The organism is Gilliamella sp. B3172, from assembly GCF_026536465.1.
Lineage (GTDB): Bacteria > Pseudomonadota > Gammaproteobacteria > Enterobacterales > Orbaceae > Gilliamella.
Map to the genome: position 1 here is coordinate 467,442 of NZ_JAFNOA010000001.1, position 20,716 is coordinate 488,157.

Sequence of the window (20,716 nt, forward strand, 5' to 3'; positions counted from 1 at the left end):
GTAATACATGACCAAAGTATCAATCGAAACACTGGCTCAAGAAATAAATACTCCAGTGCAAACACTTTTGCAACAGTTTGCCGATGCAGGGATGAAAAAAACTGCATCTGATACTGTTACTCAAAAGGAAAAAGAGGCTTTGCTTGCGCACTTAAATCCTCAGCAAGGCCCAACTAAATTAACGTTGCAACGTAAAACGCATTCCACTTTGAATGTGTCAAGTGGCGGTGGAAAGAGTAAAGAAATTAAAGTAGAAGTACGTAAAAAACGCACTTTTGTTAAACGTGACCCTGCTGAACTTGCCGCCGAGCAAGAAAAGGCTCGCCTTGAAGCTGAACAAAAAGCAAAACAAGAAGCGGAATTAAAAGCACGCAAAGAAGCTGAAGAAAAAGAAAAGCTAGCCGCACAAGAGGCGAAAAAGCGTGAAGAAGCAGAAGCTAAAAAACGCAGTCAGGAACAAAAAGCGAAAGTAGCACAAGAACAGCCAATTGATCCGAAAGTGAAAAAAGCACAAGAAGAAAAAGCACGTTTAGAAGCCGAAGCGAACGAAATCAAACGTAAAGCCGAGGAAGAAAATCGTCGTAAGCTCGAAGAAGAAGCTAAACGTATGGCTGAAGAAGCACGTAAATTAGCTGAGCAATATAGCGATGTTGAGGAAAGTGATAATGGTGATGAAGAAGATTATCATGTCACCACTTCTAAATATGCACGTGCGGCAGAAGATGATACCGATCGCGAAGTTGAAAGTGCTCGTGGCCGTGGTCGCAATACCAAGCAAACTAAACAGAAAAAAGGCAGTAAATTATCTGAAGGCAAAGCTGAGCGTGAAGAAGCTCGTGCTGTTACTCGTGGTAATAATAAAAAGAAAGGGAAAAGCACTTTACAACAAGGCTTTAATAAACCCGTTCAAGCTGTCAATCGTGATGTCATTATTGGTGAAACCATTACCGTTGCTGAACTTGCTAACAAAATGGCCGTGAAAGGTTCAGAAGTGATCAAAACTATGATGAAAATGGGTGCTATGGCAACTATCAATCAAGTTATTGATCAAGAAACCGCACAATTAGTTGCGGAAGAAATGGGACATAAAGTGGTTCTGCGTCGTGAAAATGAGCTTGAAGAATCACTGATGAGCGATCGCGATACAGGTGCTGAAAAAGTATCTCGTGCGCCGGTTGTGACTATTATGGGTCACGTAGACCATGGTAAGACCTCATTGCTTGACTATATTCGAAAAGCTAAAGTGGCATCTGGCGAAGCTGGTGGTATTACCCAGCACATTGGTGCTTATCATGTTAAAACAGCCAATGGCGAAATTACATTTTTAGATACACCAGGCCATGCCGCATTTACTTCAATGCGTGCTCGTGGTGCAAAAGCAACCGATATTGTGGTATTAGTTGTCGCTGCTGACGATGGTGTGATGCCACAAACTATTGAGGCTATTCAACATGCGAAAGCTGCCAATGTACCTATCGTTGTTGCCGTAAACAAAATTGATAAGCCTGAAGCTGATCCGGAAAGAGTAAAAGGGGAACTTGCTCAATATGGCGTTATGTCAGAAGATTGGGGCGGCGATACGCAATTTGTCCATGTTTCGGCTAAAGCTGGAACAGGTATTGACCAGTTACTTGAAGCAATCTTATTGCAAGCCGAAGTTCTTGAGCTAACTGCATACGAATCGGGTATGGCAAGTGGTGTTGTAATCGAATCTTTCCTTGATAAAGGTCGTGGTTCTGTGGCAACGGTGCTTGTTCAATCCGGTACGTTACGCAAAGGTGATATTGTTCTTTGTGGATTTGAATATGGACGTATTCGTGCAATGCGTAATGAACTAGGTAAAGAAGTTACCGAAGCTGGACCATCTATTCCTGTTGAAATACTAGGTCTATCTGGTGTACCGTCTGCCGGTGATGAAGCAACTGTTGTTCGTGATGAGAAAAAAGCACGTGAAGTTGCCCTTTATCGTCAAGGTAAATTCCGTGATGTTAAATTAGCTCGCCAACAAAAAGCGAAACTGGAAAACATGTTTACTAACATGACCGAAGGTGACGTTTCTGAGCTTAACATCGTACTTAAAGCCGACGTTCAAGGCTCAGTTGAAGCGATTTCTGATTCATTACTTAAACTTTCAACCGATGAAGTTAAAGTTAAAATTATTGGTTCAGGCGTAGGTGGGATCACCGAAACCGACGCATCACTTGCTGCTGCATCAAACGCCATTATTTTAGGATTTAACGTTCGTGCCGATGCATCAGCACGTAAAGTTGTTGAATCTGAAAACTTGGATCTTCGTTATTACTCTGTTATTTATGATTTGATTGACGAAGTGAAACAAGCAATGAGCGGTATGCTTGCGCCAGAATACAAACAAGAAATTATTGGTCTTGCTGAAGTGCGTGATGTGTTTAAATCACCTAAATTTGGTGCGATTGCTGGTTGTATGGTAACTGAAGGTGTCGTTAAACGTCATAACCCTATTCGTGTATTACGTGACAACGTGGTTATCTATGAAGGCGAACTTGAGTCACTACGTCGCTTTAAAGATGATGTCAATGAAGTCCGTAATGGTATGGAATGTGGTATTGGGGTACGTAACTATAACGATGTTCGTGTTGGCGATACTATCGAAGTATTTGAAACTATCGAAATCAAGCGTACGATTTAATCATTACGCTATCATGTTATAAGCAAGGTTTACGCCTTGCTTATTCATATTTTAAGGAATATAGATATGGCAAAAACTTTTAATCGCTCATCTCGGGTAGGACATGAATTGCAAAAAGAGATTGCAATTATTCTTCAACGAGAAATCAAAGATCCTCGTTTAGGTATGGTAACTGTATCTGGCGTAGATATCTCTCGTGATCTCTCCTATGCTAAGATTTTTGTGACTTTTTTGAATGATGACGATCCGCAGGTTATTGAGCAAGGTTTAAAGGTTCTAAATGATGCTAAAGGATACATTCGGTCATTAATTGGCAAAGCAATGCGTTTACGAATTATTCCTGAGATTAAGTTTTTTTATGATGAATCACTTGTTAAAGGTATGCAGATGTCGAATTTGGTATCTGATGTGATCAAACAAGACAATGAACGTCATAAAGATTAACCGTTAAAGTATAGAATCTGAATTTTGTCAAAAGATTTCAGATTTACTATACGTTTCAGTATAAAAATAACATGAAAAATATAAAAAACACTCGCCGTGATCTTCACGGCGTTTTATTGTTAGACAAATCGCAAGGTATGACATCGAACGATGCTTTGCAAAAAGTGAAACGACTGTTGAATGCTAAAAAAGCCGGGCATACTGGTGCACTCGATCCTTTAGCAACTGGCATGTTGCCGATCTGTTTTGGTGAAGCAACTAAATTTTCTCAATATCTATTAGATTCAGATAAACGTTATAAAGTCATTGCTAAATTAGGTGAACGAACTGATACATCTGATGCTGACGGGCAGATTATTTGTACTAAACCGGTGTTAATCGATCAAGCACAAATCGAACAGGCGCTGACTCATTTTCGTGGTGATATTCTACAAGTTCCGACGATGTTTTCAGCTTTGAAGTATCAAGGTAAACCGCTTTATGAATATGCTCGCCAAGGCATTGTGATTGAACGTGAAGCAAGGCCTATTACGGTTTATGAAAATCAATTTATTGAATTTGACGCAACGACTAACCAGTTAACGTTAGAAATACATTGCTCTAAAGGGACTTATATTCGAACGATTATTGATGATTTAGGTGAATTACTCGGCTGTGGTGCACATGTGATTTATTTAAGACGATTACAAGTTTCTAATTACCCTCTTGATAAAATGGTGACACTCGAGGCACTGGAAAATATAGTCGACAAAGATCAATTACTCTTGCCAGTTGATAGCCCATTGCAAGATCGCCCTAAGATTACATTAAACGCTGCGCAAGGGAGTGATATATTACTCGGTCGAACTATTATTATAGATAATAATACGTCAGTTGAAACATTGGTGAGGATTTATCAAGACAATCATTTTATTGGTGCCGGTATTTGGCAGTTCAATAAATTGTCTCCAAAACGGTTAATATCGACATCTTAGTTTCTTAAGCTGTTTATTATCTTACTATTTGCATATTTATTTAGTGTATAAATATTTTTTCGGTATCAATAATATGGCATTGCTGTGGTGATGCTATATTTTTTTTGATAGTTTCACACATTAGCAACGCAGCTTTTTCGCCCATTTTCAATAATGGTTTATTGATTCTACTTAAAGTATCTAATTCATTATATTGCAACTCTTTAAAATGACTTATATAAGTTATAGTCAAAGGTTTTGCCAATTGAGATTGGCTCTCCTTTGCTTGATGTAATGCGCCAAAAACGGCACGATAATTTGATAGATAATTTTGGTTATGAATATATTTTTTATCCAGATAGTTCAGACTGAGCATATCATCACAAATAATAGCAGTAGGCGGATTGGTACTGTTAAGCAACGACTTTATCGCTAATCGGCCGTGTTCATAGGTAAAACAGTCTTGAATCAGATAATTAGGATCAAATGAGATGTTACCTCGATATAAAGCCTGTTGATAGCCTTGTAAAAGTAAACTTGTATTAAATTTGTTTTTATCATTAACTAAAATAGCGATTTTTTTATGATAATGATTAATCAAATATTGGGTGAGCTGATAACCTATCATTAAATGATCAAAGTAAACACATGAAAAATCACGGACAAAGTGGTTAATGAAAATGATGGGTGGTAACGCTTTTTTAAATGGATATAGATTTTCTAAATAGGGTGCATCATTAATAATGATAATCCCGGCAAACGCGTGTTGAGTTATATATTGTACTAAGTAATAAATATCTGCCTTACCGTAATAAGAAAATCTTAAATACTCAAGTTGGTAATTTTCTTTTTGTAATAGGCTTTCTAAGCCAAAATTTATTAAACTTTTACTGATGAGCTGGTTATCAAGTATGAGTATTTTATTACTTTTAATCTCAGTTGTTTGAGCGGTAATGCGGTTAGATGCATCAATATTTAACTCTGCTATTGCTTGGTAAACTCGTGATTGTGTCTGAGCTGATGTGATGCTCGGCGTTCTTAAAACTCGAGAAACAGAAGCAATCGATAGACTTGCTTTTTTAGCAATAGCCGATAAAGTGACTTTGGACATGATAGATTGTTTAGATTGTTTTTTATACCTATTACTTTAATAATGATTTGTTTTTTTGTAATGTTTGGAAAATTATTTTTTCGATCTTTGTTCCAAAATATTGGCACATCTTTTTTCCATTATCTTTAGTAATATAGTGGTATAATTACCACAAATTTTTTTTAATTTAGGTTTGATTATGTCTGCATGGAACATTGCCATTGTTGGGGCGACAGGACAAGTTGGTTCTGCGCTAATAGCGTTACTACAACAACGTAGTAGCCAAAACAATAGTTTTGAAATTGAAAATCTTTATGTCGTCGGTAGCGATAATAGCGCTGGCGAAATTATCCGTTTTGCGGGTAAAAATCTAACGGTTATTGATAGTGCGCAAATGGACTTTAGCCAATGCCATTTTGCCTTTTTTGTGGCTGGTAGTAAAACCAGTGAAAAATATGCACAAATTGCAGCAGAGTCAGGCTGTATAGTTATTGATGCCAGTGGTTATTTTGCTCAGCAAGATCATATTCCATTAGTGGTACCTAAAGTTAATAATAGTGTGCTAACTGAATACCGTAATGAAAATATTGTTGCTGTTGCCAGTGCAACAGTATGCCAACTTTTACGCTGCGTAGCATCGCTAACTGAGATTGAATTATTGACCAATCTACATGCGACCAGTTTTATTCCTGCTTCGCTTTATGGTAAACCAGGTGTCGATGAACTTGCCGGACAAAGTGCTCGTTTGTTAAACGGTATGCCGGTCGATAATGAGTTATTTGACAAGCAACTCGCTTTCAATTTATTGCCTGTATCGCATGAGCATCAGGATTTAATGTTAGGTGAGAAAACACAAGTTGATCAAATTCGTAAAGTACTGAGTAACTATGATTTACCTGTTTCGATTGAGTCAGTTATCGTGCCAGTGTTTTATGGATTAGCACAAGCGATTAACGTTTCAAGCAGTTTACCTATTGAGTTAGATGTCGCTCGTTTTAATGAGTTTGGCGTAGAAGTGCAAGAAGATAATTTACCTACGCCAGTAACTGAGGTCAGTCCGGAATCTGAAGATCATTTGGCGATTAAAATTGCAAACTTAAGGCATAGCTACGGTCATTATGAACAAATTCAATTTTGGTCTGTGGCCGATAATGTACGTTATTTAGGTGCATTAATGCTAATTGAGACGCTTGAGATACTGATTAATGACTATCTCTAAAATTGCACTTGGTATACAGTACGACGGAAGTCACTATTTTGGTTGGCAACGTCAGCAGTCTGTAGATTCAGTTCAAGCAAGATTGGAGTCGGCTTTATCTGTTGTCGCTAATGAACCTATCTCGGTTTTTTGTGCTGGACGAACTGACGCCGGTGTTCATGCTACCGGGCAAGTTATTCACTTTGAAACACAAGCGCAGCGTTCAGATAGTGCATGGACAATGGGGGTAAATTCTCATTTACCCGCCAATATTGCAGTACGTTGGGCACTACCTGTTGAAGCAAGTTTTCATGCGCGTTTTAGTGCGACAGCCCGACGTTATCGGTACGTGATTTATAATCATCGTTACCGACCAGCGATTTTGGCTAAAGGTATATCGCATTACCATTTACCGTTGAATGAAAATTTAATGCATCAGGCGGCTCAATATTTACTGGGTGAAAATGATTTTTCATCGTTTAGAGCTGCTCAGTGTCAATCTTTAACACCTTGGCGTAATATTCATCATATCGAAGTTAGTCGACAAGGCGAATATGTAATTGTCGACATTAAAGCTAATGCTTTTGTGCATCATATGGTGCGAAATATCGTTGGTAGTTTGTTAGAAGTAGGGGCGGGTAATCAACCTCCACAATGGATTGATGATTTATTAAAAGCAAAAGATCGAACGCAAGCAGCTGCTACGGCTAAACCCGAAGGGTTGTATTTAGTACAAGTGGACTATCCATTAGAATATCAAATACCGAAATGTGATTTAGGACCGTTATTTTTACAGTAAGCTTACTGGCTTAATACGAATTAAATTTAAACAAAAAGATGAATGCAATGAATACTGATGAAACAATTTCCAGTAAAGATTCGAAAAATCAAGAAGCAAAGAAATCTAAGCTACATAATATAAAATTACCGCCTCATTCTATTGAGGCAGAACAAGCTGTGCTTGGTAGCTTAATGCTCGATAACCAGCGTTGGGATTTAGTTGCTGAAATGATTACTGAACGGGATTTTTATTCTCGTCATCACCAGTTAATTTTTTCCGAAATGCATACTTTAGTCGGTAAAGGTACACCGATTGATTTAATTACCCTTTCTGAAAGTTTGGAAAGTAAAGATTTACTGGCTGATGTGGGTGGTTTTGCTTATTTAGCTGAACTTTCGAAAAATACACCGAGTGCAATTAATGTCATTGCTTATAGTGACATTATTCGTCAGCAAGCTATTTTACGGGAATTAATAAGCGCCTCAAATGATATTGCTGACAACTGTTATGCAACTGAAGGGCGTGATAGTACTGAAATTTTAGATTTGGCTGAAAGTAAGATATTCCAAATAGCGGAAAGTCGAACTAAACAAGGCGAAGGCCCTAAAAGTATTACAGAAGTGCTAGAGGCCACCGTTGCCAAAATTGAAGAGCTGTTTCAACGTCCTCATGACGGTGTGACAGGGGTTTCAACCGGTTTCTTAGATTTGGATAAAAAAACGGCTGGTTTACAACGTTCTGACTTAATTATTATTGCCGCAAGACCGTCAATGGGGAAAACAACCTTTGCGATGAATTTATGCGAAAATGCTGCAATGATGCAAGAAAAGCCAGTGTTAATATTTAGTTTAGAGATGCCTTCAGAACAAATTATGATGCGTATGTTGGCTTCGCTTTCTCGCGTTGATCAAACCCGCATCCGTACCGGTCAATTGCAAGATGATGATTGGGCTAGAATTTCAAGTACGATGGGACTACTGCTTGAGAAAAAAAATATCTATATCGATGATTCATCCGGATTAACGCCAATGGAGTTACGTTCCCGGGCAAGACGTATTTATCGTGAGCATAAAGGTTTGAGTATGATTATGGTCGATTATTTGCAGTTAATGCGAGTACCGAACATGTCAGAAAATCGAACGTTAGAAATTGCTGAAATATCACGTTCATTAAAAGCATTAGCTAAAGAGTTACAAATTCCTGTCGTTGCACTTTCTCAGCTTAATCGTAGCCTTGAACAGCGTGCAGATAAAAGGCCGGTTAACTCTGATTTACGTGAATCAGGCTCTATAGAGCAAGATGCCGATGTTATTATGTTTATCTATCGTGATGAAGTTTATAATGAAGCTTCCGAACATAAAGGCATTGCCGAAATTATTTTAGGAAAACAGCGTAATGGTCCGATAGGTAAAGTTCGCTTGAAATTCCAAGGGCAATTTTCACGTTTTGATAATTATGCTGACTCCAGTAAATATATGGATGATGAATAATTTTTAATATTAAATTAATACCTACTGCGTAAAGGTAAAAATAAGGTAACCTTTTACCTTTACGCAATTTTCTTATGATTTGGATTTGCGGTTAACCATTAACGAATAGCACTGAGCAATGACAAAAATTGCCGCTTGTAAAATGACGATACAAGCACTGGTTGAAGCATCTAAGTGATAACTAATTAATGTCCCGACAACCGTTGAAAAAACGGAAACCAACAATGCGATAATTAACATTTTTTCAAAACGTTTAGTTATCAAAAATGCCGTAATACCCGGTGCAATCAGCATAGCAATAACCAAGATAACCCCAGCCGCTTTTAGCGATCCGACAATGGTTAAGGCTAAAATACTCAAAAGCCCATAATGTAAAAGCCTCACCGGTAAGCCAACGACTCTGGCTTGCACCGGATCGAAGCAGTAGAGCATAAGATCACGGCGCTTGACAATAATGATTATTGAAACAATTGCAGAAATTAAAATAATTTGCTTAAGCTCATCATAACTTGTACCTAGTACACTACCAAATAGAATGTGGTTTAAGTGTTGTGAGGTATCGACTTTAGAAAATAGGACTAAGCCAAATGCAAACATACCGGAAAACACTATTCCCATTACAGTATCTTCTTTGATTCGACTGTTTTGTTTAATATAACCGGTTGCAACTGAACAAAAAAGACCCGACAAAAATGCTCCAATAATAATCGGAATACCAGCCAAAAATGCAAGAACAATACCGGGTAAAACCGCATGTGAAATTGCATCGCCCATTAATGACCAACCTTTCAAAACTAAAAAGCAAGACAGTAGTGCACAAACAATGCCGGTAGCCATAGCAGCTAAGATTGCTCGTTGAATAAGCGGAATAGTTAAAGGGTGACAAAAAAATTGCCATAATAGATCTGTCATATTTTCACCCCACTATTTAGTTTACTCTGTCTGATTTTTCGACGGTTTGAAATTAATCCTTGTTGCGGTGCGAATAAAAATGCGGTGATGAAGATTAATGTTTGTAGAGTAACAATTACCCCACCTGTTTCACCGTCTAAAAAGTAACTGATATAAGCACCAATTGCACTGGTTAATGTTCCAATAACAACCGCAATTATCAATAAATGTGAAAATCGATTAGTTAGTAGATATGCGGTTGCGCCGGGAGTGACAACCATTGCAATAACTAAAATGGCTCCTACAGTTTGTAAAGCCGCTACAGTACAAGCACTTAAAATAGTGAAAAAAAGGATTTTAAGTGGCAATGATTTGAGGCCGATAGATCTGGCATGTGTTTCATCAAAAAAAACGACTAATAAGTCTTTCCAGCAAAATAGAAGCAAGGTAAATGATACAAGAATAATAATCTGAACTTGCCACATATCGTTATCATCAATACCTAAAATATTACCAAAGATAATGGTTTGAGCATTCACTGAAGTAGGATTTAACGAAATAATTAATAAACCGATTGCAAAAAACGTCGAAAAGATAAAACCAATAATGGCATCTTCTTTTAATCGGGTAATTGCTCTTACAATGGTTATGGATAACGCTGCCAGTAAGCCCGTAAAAAATGCACCAACAGAGTAGGGTAAACCTAGTGCATAAGCCCCGGCAACCCCAGGTACTACCGAGTGTGAAAGTGCATCCCCCATAAGTGACCAACCTTTTAACATTAAAAAGGCCGATAGAAATGCACAAGCACCACCAACAATACTACTAACCCAAATGGCTTTCAACATAAAACCATAGGTGAATGGTTCAAGGAGTAGTTCCATTTATTGTTGTCCTTTAGGTTCATGACCGTGATGTTCGATAAGTAAATCTTGATGAGGTGAATCATTTTTTCCTTCACCATAGAAGATTGCCGCTCGTTCATCATCTGTTAATATTGATACCTTGCGCGGGTCTTGATCATCATGTAATTTATCCCCTGATAAACTTAAATAACGTAAGGCACCACCAAAGGTTGTCATTAAATTTTGTGGCGTGAAAGTTGATTCGGTTGATCCAAATGCAAGTACAGTTTGGTTGATCAATACCACTTGATCACAAAATTCCGGCACACTGCCTAAATTGTGTGTTGAAACTAATATTAAATGCCCATCGTTGCGAAGATCTTTTAGTAGGTCGATAATTGCGTTTTCAGTTTTCACATCTACACCGGTAAACGGCTCGTCTAATAATAAGACTTTTCCTTGTTGGGCTAATGCTCTGGCTAAAAATACCCGCTTTTTTTGCCCACCGGAAAGCTCACCAATTTGGCGATGCTTAAAATCCAACATATTGACACGTTCAAGGGCAAGATCGACCTGTTTTTTGTCTTCTTGACTGGCGATGCGTAAAAAAGACATGTGCCCATAGCGTCCCATCATAACCACATCGGAAACTAATACCGGAAAATCCCAATCAACTTCTTCTGTTTGCGGCACGTAAGCAATAATATTTTGTTTTAAAGCTTGTTTGACCGGGATATCATTAAATGTCACTTTTCCTTTAGTTGGTCGTATCATTCCCATGATGCTTTTAAACAGTGTTGATTTTCCGCTACCATTGACGCCCACTAAAGCGCATATGGTACCGCCAGTTAAGCTAAAACTAGCATCATGAATCGCTGTGTGACCATTGTTATATGTCACAGTTATGTCTTGAACGTTTAGGCTGATTGGCGTCATTAGTTTTCAAACCCCTTAGCAATAGTTTCAACTGTAACTTTCAGTAAATCGATATATGTGGGTACCGGACCGTCTTGAGTTGAAAGCGAATCAACATATAATACGCCACCATATTTGGCACCGGTTTCTTTACTAACTTGTTTGGCAGGTTTATCTGAGATAGTGCTTTCACTAAATACAACCGGAATCTGATTTGCTCTAACGAGATCAATTAATTTTTTTACTTGTTTTGGTGTGCCTTGTTGTTCTGCATTGATTGGCCATAAATAGGCTTCTTTAAGATTATAATCCCTTGCCAAATAACTAAATGCCCCTTCACTGGTGACTAACCAACGTTGTGATTCCGGAATTTTGGCTAAACGTTCACGCAGTGGCGCATCAAGAGCTTTTATTTTTGCAATATATTCTGCGGCATTTTTATTGTAAGTTTCAGCATTTTTTGGATCATATTTAACCAAAGCTGCACGAATATTTTCGATATAAGTTAGCGCTAAAGTTGGCGACATCCATGCATGTGGGTTGGGATTGCCTTTATAGCTACCTTCTTGGATCGGCATTGGCTCGATACCTTCAGTTACAACAACCGATGGAACATCTTTGATATCGACATAAAATCGTTTAAACCAAAGTTCTAAATTAAGCCCGTTCCATAAAACGAGGTCAGCAGAAAGCACCTTAGTAATATCTTGAGGTGTGGGATCGTATTCATGAATTTCAGCGCCGACTTTGGTAATTGATTCGACATCCGCTGCATCGCCAGCCACGTTTTGTGCAATATCTTGAATAACGGTAAATGTGGTAACAACTTTAAACTTTCTTTCTTCTGCGGTGGCTGAACCAGTGAACCCTGTCAGGATGATTAAAGAGCTAAGTAGCATCTTTAATAAAGATGCACGGCTTCTTAGAAAATTGAATTTCATTAGCGACTCCTTTTGTATAATATATTCTTGAGGTTAATCAAGATACAAAAAAACAGTAATTGAATTGAAGGAATAGGTAAAGTGAAATCCTTTTCATTACTACTCCAACATAACTATTTTAAAAAGTTAAAGCAATTGCTTTAAATGCTAATGAGAATTATTATCATTTAAGATATAAAAGTCAATTTATTTTGACTAAATGTGTGAAGCGCTTAATAAATTACTTCTGTTAGTTATTATAAATTAATGTTTTAAAAAAAGAGAGATAGTTATGTCTATTTTAATGATAGATAATGCTTTGATTTATTTAATCACATTCCCGATAAATGGGAATGTGATTGATGATTATACAGTGGTTTTATTTAGAAAGAGTAACGATATCCACCGTTAATTTGTAAAAGATCGAATCGATTTCCTTTTGAACTTTCTAAATCAAAATAAATAGTGTGTTGTTGATTGAGTTGCGCACTCATACCGACACTATTATTCCACCAGTTTCCTTTAAAAGAGTGGCTCTGTCTACTTGTGTTAAGTTTATAGTAAGTATCACCATCGAATTCACGGATTATGCCTGTTTTGGCATAGAGATTGATTTTACTATTATCAGTATTAATTTCATAACCAAAAAGTGCCGATGCTCTGCCCATTAAAGAGTTATAGTTGCCCAACTTAACATTAAGTCCATTTGATGCATGAATTAATTTACCATTTTGATGACTATATGATAGTTGTGACTGTGGTTCAATATAAAAATTGTTGAATCTAAATTTCTTACCAAACTCAATCGATGCACTTAATCCATTGGTATGGCCTGAACCTTGTATCACATCATTGGCAGTATCTTTTACTTTAAAATGATTCTTTTGACGAGCATATTTTGCAATACCATCAATATACCAGCCGTTATTATCTAAATAAGTTGCATACAAACCGGTGTTAAACGATCTTAAAGAGCCATCGCCTTTACGATAATCTGGATCGCCGTAAGTCTGACCAACAAAAGCACCAATTACAAAAGGAGATTGTTCAGATAATTGTTTATCAATACCAAATTGGAATCCATGATAATTCATATCAAATTTACTTAAATTACCACCAGCGAAAGAGTCTAATTTACCTGAAAAAGCTCTTAACCACACATCACCAAATTCGCCACTATTACGCATATCCCCTAAACGTTTAAGTAAGGTTTGGTTTTCTACATAACTCATTAAATAATTTGCATTAAGAAAATTTGCACTCGCATCGGCACTTGAGCTAATTTGCGGTTTTTGATTTATGTTTTTATCATCTTTTTTGCCCGTGCTGGCTAAGATCCACTCATTTTCTTGTTTATTTAACTGATAAACGTAACCACCCAATTCAATTGCGTGATTGGTTTTAAAAGTCGCAGTATTGGTTACGGCATTATTATCTATTTCAACTAAGGTTAATTTTTCCTTTCCGGTTGTTTCACTTGCACCATTATTCGTTAAGATTAAGGTGTGCACACCTTCGGCTGATGTGTTGCGAGATATGGCTTCTGGGAATTTTGTAATGATAATTTTGTCGCCTTTTTGTGCCACAATATCGGTACGTAAATGAAAAGTTGTTTCCCCTTTTAAGCTTTCAATTTTTAGCTCACCATAACGATCATCTGCACTATCATTATTAATAAATTTTACATCACCGCGACCGGATAATTCTGTTATTTCAGAAATCTTGTCATTAATCTCCCAAAAGGCGCCTTTGGCTAGATTCATTTTTATGATTCCGGTTCTATCTTCACCTTCCTCCGGTTCATCATCATCTGGATCGCCAAAACTTAAAACGGTGCCGGTAATTTTTGACCCTTTGGCTAAATCTAAGATGATAGTTCCGCCATATCCCGCAAGAATAGTGCCGTTTATTATTGATTTATTATTTATTTTTGCTAAACCAGAACCAATGACGTAAATGCTACCATCAATAACTGAATCGTCATTTAATGTTAAAAAAGCGTTACTAATATACATTGCAGTATGGTCTTCATGGTTATTGCTAAAACTTATATTTGTTTTGCCATTAACAGTCAGCGAAGCTTGACGATTCAAATAAATTGTTCCAATACCTTCATTGGATGAGTTCATTGTTAAATTCCCATTAACGGTTAAGTCATCTCCTTGCAAATATAATGGTATGCTTTCCTCCCCTTGCATATCGATTAAAAGATTACCTTTAATTAAAGTTGAACTGATTCCATCGGGAGAATCTGAACCTATGCCTACAAAAATAGATTGACCAGATAGATCATCTTGCTCCGTTTTTTTGATAGTTACATCTTTTTCAAAAATAGTGTTACTATTTTTGATTAAATCAATACCTATATGAGTACCATAATTGTTTACATCGTAATTATGCGTAATGGGAATATTTACATTTTCAGAAAAGGTTTGAGTTCCTTGCAAAGTTAAAGCCGTAGACGTGACTGGTAGGGTTATAGCTAATCCTGCTAATAATTTATATTTCATTGTTTCATCCTTTTTGTAAATCGGATAAATATTAACAAATGATCAAATAATTTACAAAAATATGATGTATGATGAATTAATTATTTATTTATAATAGATCATTACAAATTAGTTATTTTCTATCGTTTGTCATATCAAAAATATCCATTTTAAATCAGTATTAGTCGATAATTTAGTCATTTGCATTTCAATTTTTTTCTTAACTCCTTGGAGGTTAGCATGAAACTACGTAAAGTCATGATTATTGGCGTTGGTAATGTAGGTTCAACCACCGCATATACATTAGTTAACCGTGGTATTTGTGAAGAAATTGTACTGGTTGATATAAATAAAGAGAGAACTTATGGCCATGCGCAAGATTTGTTGGATGCAGCTGCTTATCGACAAAATATGATTAAAGTTAGTTTACGTGAGTCAACTGATTGTGCGGATATTGATATCGCTATAATTACTGTAACATCAGGTTTAGCGCAAAAAAGCCGAGCTGAAGAGTTAGCTGGTACGTCTAAAATTGTTGCAACAATAGTACCGGATATGATGAAAAATGGTTTTAAAGGTATTTTTTTAGTGGCGACTAATCCTTGTGATGCGATCACTTACCAAGTTTGGCAATTATCGGGGTTGCCACGTCATCGGGTTATTGGTACGGGTGTTTGGCTTGATACAGTGAGGTTACGCCGTTTGTTAGGCGAACAAATGGATATTGGTCCACAAAGTATTGATGCTTTTATTGTGGGCGAGCATGGTGATTCACAATTTCCCGTTTGGTCACATTCATCTGTTTATGGCATTAACCTTAATCATGTAGAAAAAAACCGAATCGATTTTAATGATATTGGCAGTAAAGCAAAAAATAAAGGTTTTGAAATTGCCAAATTTAAACATTGTACCGAATATGGTATAGCCAGCACGATTACTGAAATTTGCCAACATATTTTTACCAATAGTCATAGAGCGTTAGCGCTAAGTTGTATATTGAATGGTGAGTATGGTTACAAAGATGTGGCAATTGGCGTGCCGGCTATTTTAGATCAGCATGGTATCAAAAAAATTATCGAATTAGATTTTTCAGATAATGAAAAGCAGCTATTTAAAAATAGTGTCGAGATTATTAAAGGTTATATTGCACATATTAAATAGTCGTGATTGATGCATTGTCTATTTTATACTAAGTAAACGGGTAACTTGCTAAGAGCGCTAATAACATTTAGCGTTCTTTAAAATAAACTTGTTGTAACGTTTCAGTCGTAAAAGGTATCGTCAATGTGGGCAGGCTCAGGTAAAGTTCATCACATAATGTAGTACTTTCGTTGTTGAGTTTCTGTCGATCAGTTTGTTTTTGAACTTAAAAGTAATTTGAATTGTAACAGATCAATATAAGCAAAATTGTAACTAGAAACGGTATTTTTTATTTTTTAATTTTATTAAATGACTGAATCTTGATCAGCAGGGAACACCACTCCCGTTTGTTTTCTTATTTCGGTCAAAATTTTTGATGATAGTAACGAGTAGACTAAACCGTTATGATCTAATTTTCGTTGTCGGTAGAGTTTAGCGAATTCTTCCGCTTCATAATACATATCATTACTGTGTTGTTTTAGTGTGATTTCCTTTTTTTCACCTATTCTTGGTTGATAAATAATATTTTCACAACAGGAAAGGTTTTTAATAATGAGCGATCCCTTTTCACCTTGAATCTCACTCGGAAGGTAAGAGTTGCTCACTTTTGAATGCCAAATGATGACATCAAAATCGTCATAATTAAGTAAAACACTACCATGCGCATCGACGCCTGATTCGAGTTTTACCGCACTGGCACATATTTCGTTTGGGCTTCCCCATAATCCAAGCCCAAAATTGAGTGGGTAAACACCAATATCCATTATGGAGCCATTTGAGAAGTTGGGGTTAAACGTGTTTGGATTGTTGCCATTTAAATAACTGTCATAACGACTGGAGTATTGGCAATAATTCAATAGTGCTTTGCGAATTCTGCCTAATTTTGGCAGGTAATGCGCAATTAATTGATAATTGGGTAAATAAATGGTTTTGAGGGCTTCAAAAATCAGTTGTTGGTTTTGTCGTGCTATTTCAATTAAGAGCTCAGTTTGGGACAAGTTAGAGGTTAATGGTTTTTCACAAATCACATCTTTATTGTTTTCTAACATCAGTTTAGCTTGTTCAAAATGAAGCGAATTAGGGCTTGCAATATAAACGACATCGACATTTGAATATTGGGCAAGTTGAGTTAGTTGATCAAAAACCGTCTTTACTTGATATTTTTTTGCCAGTGCATCGGCTTTATGGATATCGCGGGAATAGATAGCGGTTAATTGGTATTGTTGAGTTTGTAATGCCGCATCGATAAATTTTTCAGTGATCCAATTGGTGCCAATCGTTGCTAATCTAATCATAGTTAATCTATCTATTATTTTTAATTGCTTAAAACATCCGACTTTTTAGAGGCTATTCACTTTAACTGATAATGATTAAAGTGAATAGTTATCCTGAGTTAACGCTAATTGGTTAAAAACAGTTTTAACGATGGGTTTGCCGTTTCATTATGGTAACCGTAGCCTAAGTCGGTAAGATGTTTATCGAAATCATGACTATTGGTTTGGTCAATTTCAAATGCGGCAAGAACTCGACCATAATCAGTGCCATGGCTGCGATAATGGAACATTGAAATATTCCAGTTGGTACCGAGTGTTTGTAAGAATTTTAGTAACGCACCTTGCGATTCAGGAAATTCAAAGCTGTAAACTTGTTCTGCAATTGGCTTACATGGTTTACCGCCAATCATATAACGAACATGCAACTTAGCCATTTCATCTTCGGTAAGATCAACCACTTGATAACCAGCAGCAGCTAACTCTTGCATAATTTCGTCTTTTTCATTGGTTTTTGAAATTTTCACACCAACGAAAACGCAGGCTAAATTATCATCATGGTAGCGATAGTTAAATTCGGTGACTGAGCGTCCGCCTAAAAGCTGGCAAAATTTCAAGAAACTGCCTTTTTGTTCCGGAATCGTCACAGCTAGCAGAACTTCACGTTTCTCGCCAAGTTCACAGCGTTCAGATACATAGCGTAAGCTGTGAAAATTCAAATTTGCTCCGGATAAAATATGAGCAAGATTTTCACCGCTAATATTGTGTTGCTCGATGTATTTTTTCATTCCGGCAAGCGCAACAGCGCCGGACGGTTCAGCTATCGCCCGCACGTCATCAAACAAATCTTTTACCGCAGCGCAAATCTCATCACTATCAACAGTGACAATATCATCGATATATTGTTGGCAAAGTCTGAATGTTTCATCACCAATACGTTTTACCGCAACCCCTTCAGCAAACAGACCCACTCGATTTAAATCAACGGGTTTGCCAGCATCTAATGCGGCTTTTAAGCAAGCTGCATCGGCTGGTTCAACTGCGATCACTTTAATTGACGGCATAATTTGTTTGATTAATACCGCCACCCCAGCTGCCAGACCACCGCCACCGACTGGCACAAAAATGCGATCGAGTTTGGCATTTTGTTGTAACAGTTCCATAGCAATACTGCCTTGTCCGGCAATAACCAGTGGATGATCAAACGGGGGAATAAAAATGCGTTTTTGCTCTTTTGCTAATTCGAGTGCTTTTGCTTTTGCTTCATCAAAGTTAGCACCGTAAAGCAGTACATCGCCACCAAATCCTTTTACCGCGTCAACTTTGATATCAGCCGTCGTTAGTGGCATTACAATCAGTGATTTTATCCCTAATTTGTTGGCACAATAGGCAACGCCTTGAGCATGGTTACCGGCGGATGCCGCAATAACCCCGCATTGACGTTCTTCCGGGCTAAGGCTGGCAATCATAGCTTGTGCTCCACGTATTTTAAAGCTATGCACGAGCTGTCTGTCTTCACGTTTAACGTAAATTTGATTGTTTAATCTCGATGATATTTTATCCATTTTTTCTAATGGTGTGACTTGAGCCACATCATAGACAGCGCTACAAAGTGTGGCTTTTAAGTAGTCAGCGCCGGAAAGTTGAGTATTATGTTGTTTCACATTAACCACCTAATTTACTTTTATCTCGAACTGCCCCTTTATCTGCACTGGTTGCTAAACTGGCATAAGCTTTAAGTGCATAAGATACGTATCGGTCTCGTTGATGTGGTGTAAATGCTTTATCACCCCTTGCAAGTTCGGCAACACGGCGACGCTCAAGTTCATCTGCCGGGACATCTAACACTAATTTACGGTTTGGAATATCAATATCAATAATATCGCCATTGCGTACCAATCCGATAACCCCACCATTAGCCGCTTCGGGGGAAATATGTCCAATCGATAAGCCCGAAGAGCCACCGGAAAAGCGACCGTCGGTGATGAGAGCACAAGCTTTACCCAATCCCATTGATTTTAGATAACTTGTAGGGTAGAGCATCTCTTGCATACCGGGTCCACCTTTAGGCCCTTCATAAATAATCACAACCACATCGCCGGCAACCACTTGTCCACCTAAGATTGCATCAACTGCGTCTTCTTGACTTTCAAACACTTTGGCGGGGCCTCTAAATACAAGATTTTCAGCTGCAACGCTTGCGGTTTTAACAATGGCGCCATCTTGTGCGACATTGCCATATAACGTTGCAAGTCCGCCGTCTTGACTATAGGCATGAGCTTTGTCACGAATACAGCCATTTTCACGGTCATCATCAAGCGTATCCCAATAACAGTCTTGTGAAAATGCTTTGGTTGTGCGAATCCCTGCCGGGCCACTACGGTACATTTTTTTAACTGATTCATCTGCCGTTTGGGTAATATCATATTTTGCAAAAGTTTCTTGCAAATTAAGACCCAGCACATTGTGTACATTGCGATTTAGTAGTCCAGCTTTGTCCAGTTCAGACATGATTGACACAACCCCTCCAGCTCTATGCACATCTTCCATATGGTATTTGGCAGTACTTGGCGCCACTTTACATAAATGAGGAACTTTGCGAGATAATCTGTCAATATCGGACATAGTAAAATCAATTTCGCCTTCTTGTGCCGTTGCTAGTAGATGCAATACGGTATTGGTTGAACCACCCATTGCAATATCTAGTGACATGGCATTTTCATAAGCCGCTTTTGTGGCAATTGAACGAGGAAGATAAGATTCATCGTCATGTTCATAGTAGCGTTTAGTGATCTCAACTATTCGTTTAGCGGCATTTAAAAATAGCTGTTCACGTTGTTTATGGGTGGCAACTAATGAGCCATTACCCGGAAGTGAAAGCCCTAATGCTTCAGTCAAACAGTTCATCGAGTTTGCGGTAAACATTCCGGAGCACGAACCACAGGTTGGGCAAGCAGACTCTTCAATCGCCTCACTGTCAGCATCACTTACATTTGGATTAGCGCTTTGAATCATGGCATCGACAAGATCTAATTTGATAATTTGATCAGAAAGTTTGGTTTTACCCGCTTCCATTGGGCCGCCAGAAACAAATACGGTTGGGATATTTAATCGAAGTGATGCCATTAGCATACCGGGGGTGATTTTGTCACAATTGGAGATACAGATCATAGCGTCAGCACAATGTGCATTGACCATATATTCGACCGAATCAGCGATCAGTTCACGTGACGGTAGTGAGTAGAGCATACCACCATGCCCCATGGCAATGCCATCATCAACAGCGATAGTATTAAATTCTTTGGCAATCCCACCGGACTCTTGAATCTGTTTTGCAACTAACTGTCCAATATCTTTTAAATGAACATGTCCCGGTACAAATTGAGTAAACGAGTTAACCACTGCAATAATGGGTTTACCAAAGTCTTCATTTTTTACGCCCGTTGCACGCCATAAAGCGCGGGCTCCTGCCATATTCCGCCCTTCGACGGAGGTTGCTGAACGATATTTAGGCATTTCTTGCTCCCAAGTTTTTATTACGCAAGCGACCGATTTTTAACGGTACTTAATTTTGTATATTTAATCTTACTCTTTATGTCATCCGCTGACTTTACCAGCGGA

General features: G+C 37.8%; 16 protein-coding genes. 7 read left to right on the plus strand and 9 right to left on the minus strand.

Annotated features, from left to right (window positions below; all coding sequences use genetic code 11):
- Window positions 1-7 precede the first annotated feature (7 nt).
- The 3 genes from infB (at window position 8) to truB (ending at window position 4,086) form a co-directional block, all read left to right on the plus strand.
- Entirely contained in the window at window positions 8-2,668 is a 2,661-nt protein-coding gene (gene infB / locus J3U37_RS02085) for a translation initiation factor IF-2 (RefSeq protein ID WP_220217797.1), read from the plus strand.
- A 66-nt stretch (window positions 2,669-2,734) separates the two neighbouring features.
- A complete protein-coding gene (gene rbfA / locus J3U37_RS02090) occupies window positions 2,735-3,112 on the plus strand; it encodes a 30S ribosome-binding factor RbfA (protein ID WP_220217796.1) in 378 nt (125 codons plus the stop codon).
- A gap of 71 nt (window positions 3,113-3,183) precedes the next feature.
- Window positions 3,184-4,086: a tRNA pseudouridine(55) synthase TruB gene (gene truB / locus J3U37_RS02095; protein WP_267329794.1), complete on the plus strand. Its 903-nt coding sequence runs from the start codon at window positions 3,184-3,186 to the stop codon at window positions 4,084-4,086.
- Window positions 4,087-4,126: 40 nt separating this feature from the next.
- On the opposite strand, the gene J3U37_RS02100 is transcribed toward truB, so the two are convergent.
- A complete protein-coding gene (locus J3U37_RS02100) occupies window positions 4,127-5,176 on the minus strand; it encodes a LacI family DNA-binding transcriptional regulator (RefSeq protein ID WP_267373085.1) in 1,050 nt (349 codons plus the stop codon).
- A gap of 178 nt (window positions 5,177-5,354) precedes the next feature.
- Between J3U37_RS02100 and J3U37_RS02105 the strand changes: the two genes are divergently transcribed.
- The 3 genes from J3U37_RS02105 to dnaB are packed head-to-tail and all read left to right on the plus strand — an operon-like array spanning window position 5,355 to window position 8,624.
- On the plus strand, window positions 5,355-6,374 hold the full coding sequence (locus J3U37_RS02105; RefSeq protein ID WP_220217793.1) for an aspartate-semialdehyde dehydrogenase: 1,020 nt from the start codon (window positions 5,355-5,357) through the stop codon (window positions 6,372-6,374).
- A complete protein-coding gene (gene truA / locus J3U37_RS02110) occupies window positions 6,361-7,152 on the plus strand; it encodes a tRNA pseudouridine(38-40) synthase TruA (RefSeq protein WP_267329796.1) in 792 nt (263 codons plus the stop codon). Before J3U37_RS02105 ends, truA begins: the two co-directional genes overlap by 14 nt.
- 47 nt (window positions 7,153-7,199) lie before the next feature.
- Window positions 7,200-8,624 carry a replicative DNA helicase gene (gene dnaB, locus J3U37_RS02115; protein WP_267329797.1) on the plus strand — a complete coding sequence of 475 codons (1,425 nt, stop codon included), beginning with the start codon at window positions 7,200-7,202 and terminating at the stop codon, window positions 8,622-8,624.
- 72 nt (window positions 8,625-8,696) lie between these two features.
- Here the strand turns inward: dnaB and J3U37_RS02120 are convergent, their stop codons facing one another.
- The 5 genes from J3U37_RS02120 to J3U37_RS02140 form a co-directional block, all read right to left on the minus strand.
- A complete protein-coding gene (locus J3U37_RS02120; RefSeq protein WP_267373086.1) occupies window positions 8,697-9,536 on the minus strand; it encodes a metal ABC transporter permease in 840 nt (279 codons plus the stop codon).
- On the minus strand, window positions 9,533-10,399 hold the full coding sequence (locus J3U37_RS02125) for a metal ABC transporter permease (protein ID WP_267373087.1): 867 nt from the start codon (window positions 10,397-10,399) through the stop codon (window positions 9,533-9,535). Before J3U37_RS02125 ends, J3U37_RS02120 begins: the two co-directional genes overlap by 4 nt.
- A complete protein-coding gene (locus tag J3U37_RS02130; protein WP_267373088.1) occupies window positions 10,400-11,296 on the minus strand; it encodes a manganese/iron ABC transporter ATP-binding protein in 897 nt (298 codons plus the stop codon).
- The gene (locus tag J3U37_RS02135) at window positions 11,296-12,174 is read right to left on the minus strand and encodes a metal ABC transporter substrate-binding protein (RefSeq protein ID WP_267329849.1); all 879 of its coding nucleotides are present in this window, start codon (window positions 12,172-12,174) and stop codon (window positions 11,296-11,298) included. Before J3U37_RS02135 ends, J3U37_RS02130 begins: the two co-directional genes overlap by 1 nt.
- 404 nt (window positions 12,175-12,578) lie before the next feature.
- Entirely contained in the window at window positions 12,579-14,705 is a 2,127-nt protein-coding gene (locus J3U37_RS02140; RefSeq protein WP_267373089.1) for an autotransporter outer membrane beta-barrel domain-containing protein, read from the minus strand.
- Window positions 14,706-14,924: 219 nt separating this feature from the next.
- Here J3U37_RS02140 and J3U37_RS02145 point away from each other — a divergent pair, with 219 nt between their 5' ends.
- Window positions 14,925-15,845 (plus strand): L-lactate dehydrogenase, encoded by a 921-nt coding sequence (locus tag J3U37_RS02145; protein ID WP_267373090.1) that lies wholly within the window; start codon window positions 14,925-14,927, stop codon window positions 15,843-15,845.
- A 284-nt stretch (window positions 15,846-16,129) separates the two neighbouring features.
- Here the strand turns inward: J3U37_RS02145 and J3U37_RS02150 are convergent, their stop codons facing one another.
- The 3 genes from J3U37_RS02150 to ilvD all read right to left on the minus strand — a co-directional run bounded on the left by J3U37_RS02150 (window position 16,130) and on the right by ilvD (window position 20,611).
- Window positions 16,130-17,119, minus strand: coding sequence for a Gfo/Idh/MocA family protein (locus tag J3U37_RS02150; protein WP_267373091.1), 990 nt, complete (start codon window positions 17,117-17,119; stop codon window positions 16,130-16,132).
- Window positions 17,120-17,223: 104 nt separating this feature from the next.
- Window positions 17,224-18,759 (minus strand): threonine ammonia-lyase, biosynthetic, encoded by a 1,536-nt coding sequence (gene ilvA, locus J3U37_RS02155; RefSeq protein ID WP_267335235.1) that lies wholly within the window; start codon window positions 18,757-18,759, stop codon window positions 17,224-17,226.
- A 1-nt stretch (window position 18,760) separates the two neighbouring features.
- Entirely contained in the window at window positions 18,761-20,611 is a 1,851-nt protein-coding gene (ilvD, locus tag J3U37_RS02160) for a dihydroxy-acid dehydratase (protein WP_267335237.1), read from the minus strand.
- Window positions 20,612-20,716 lie beyond the last annotated feature (105 nt).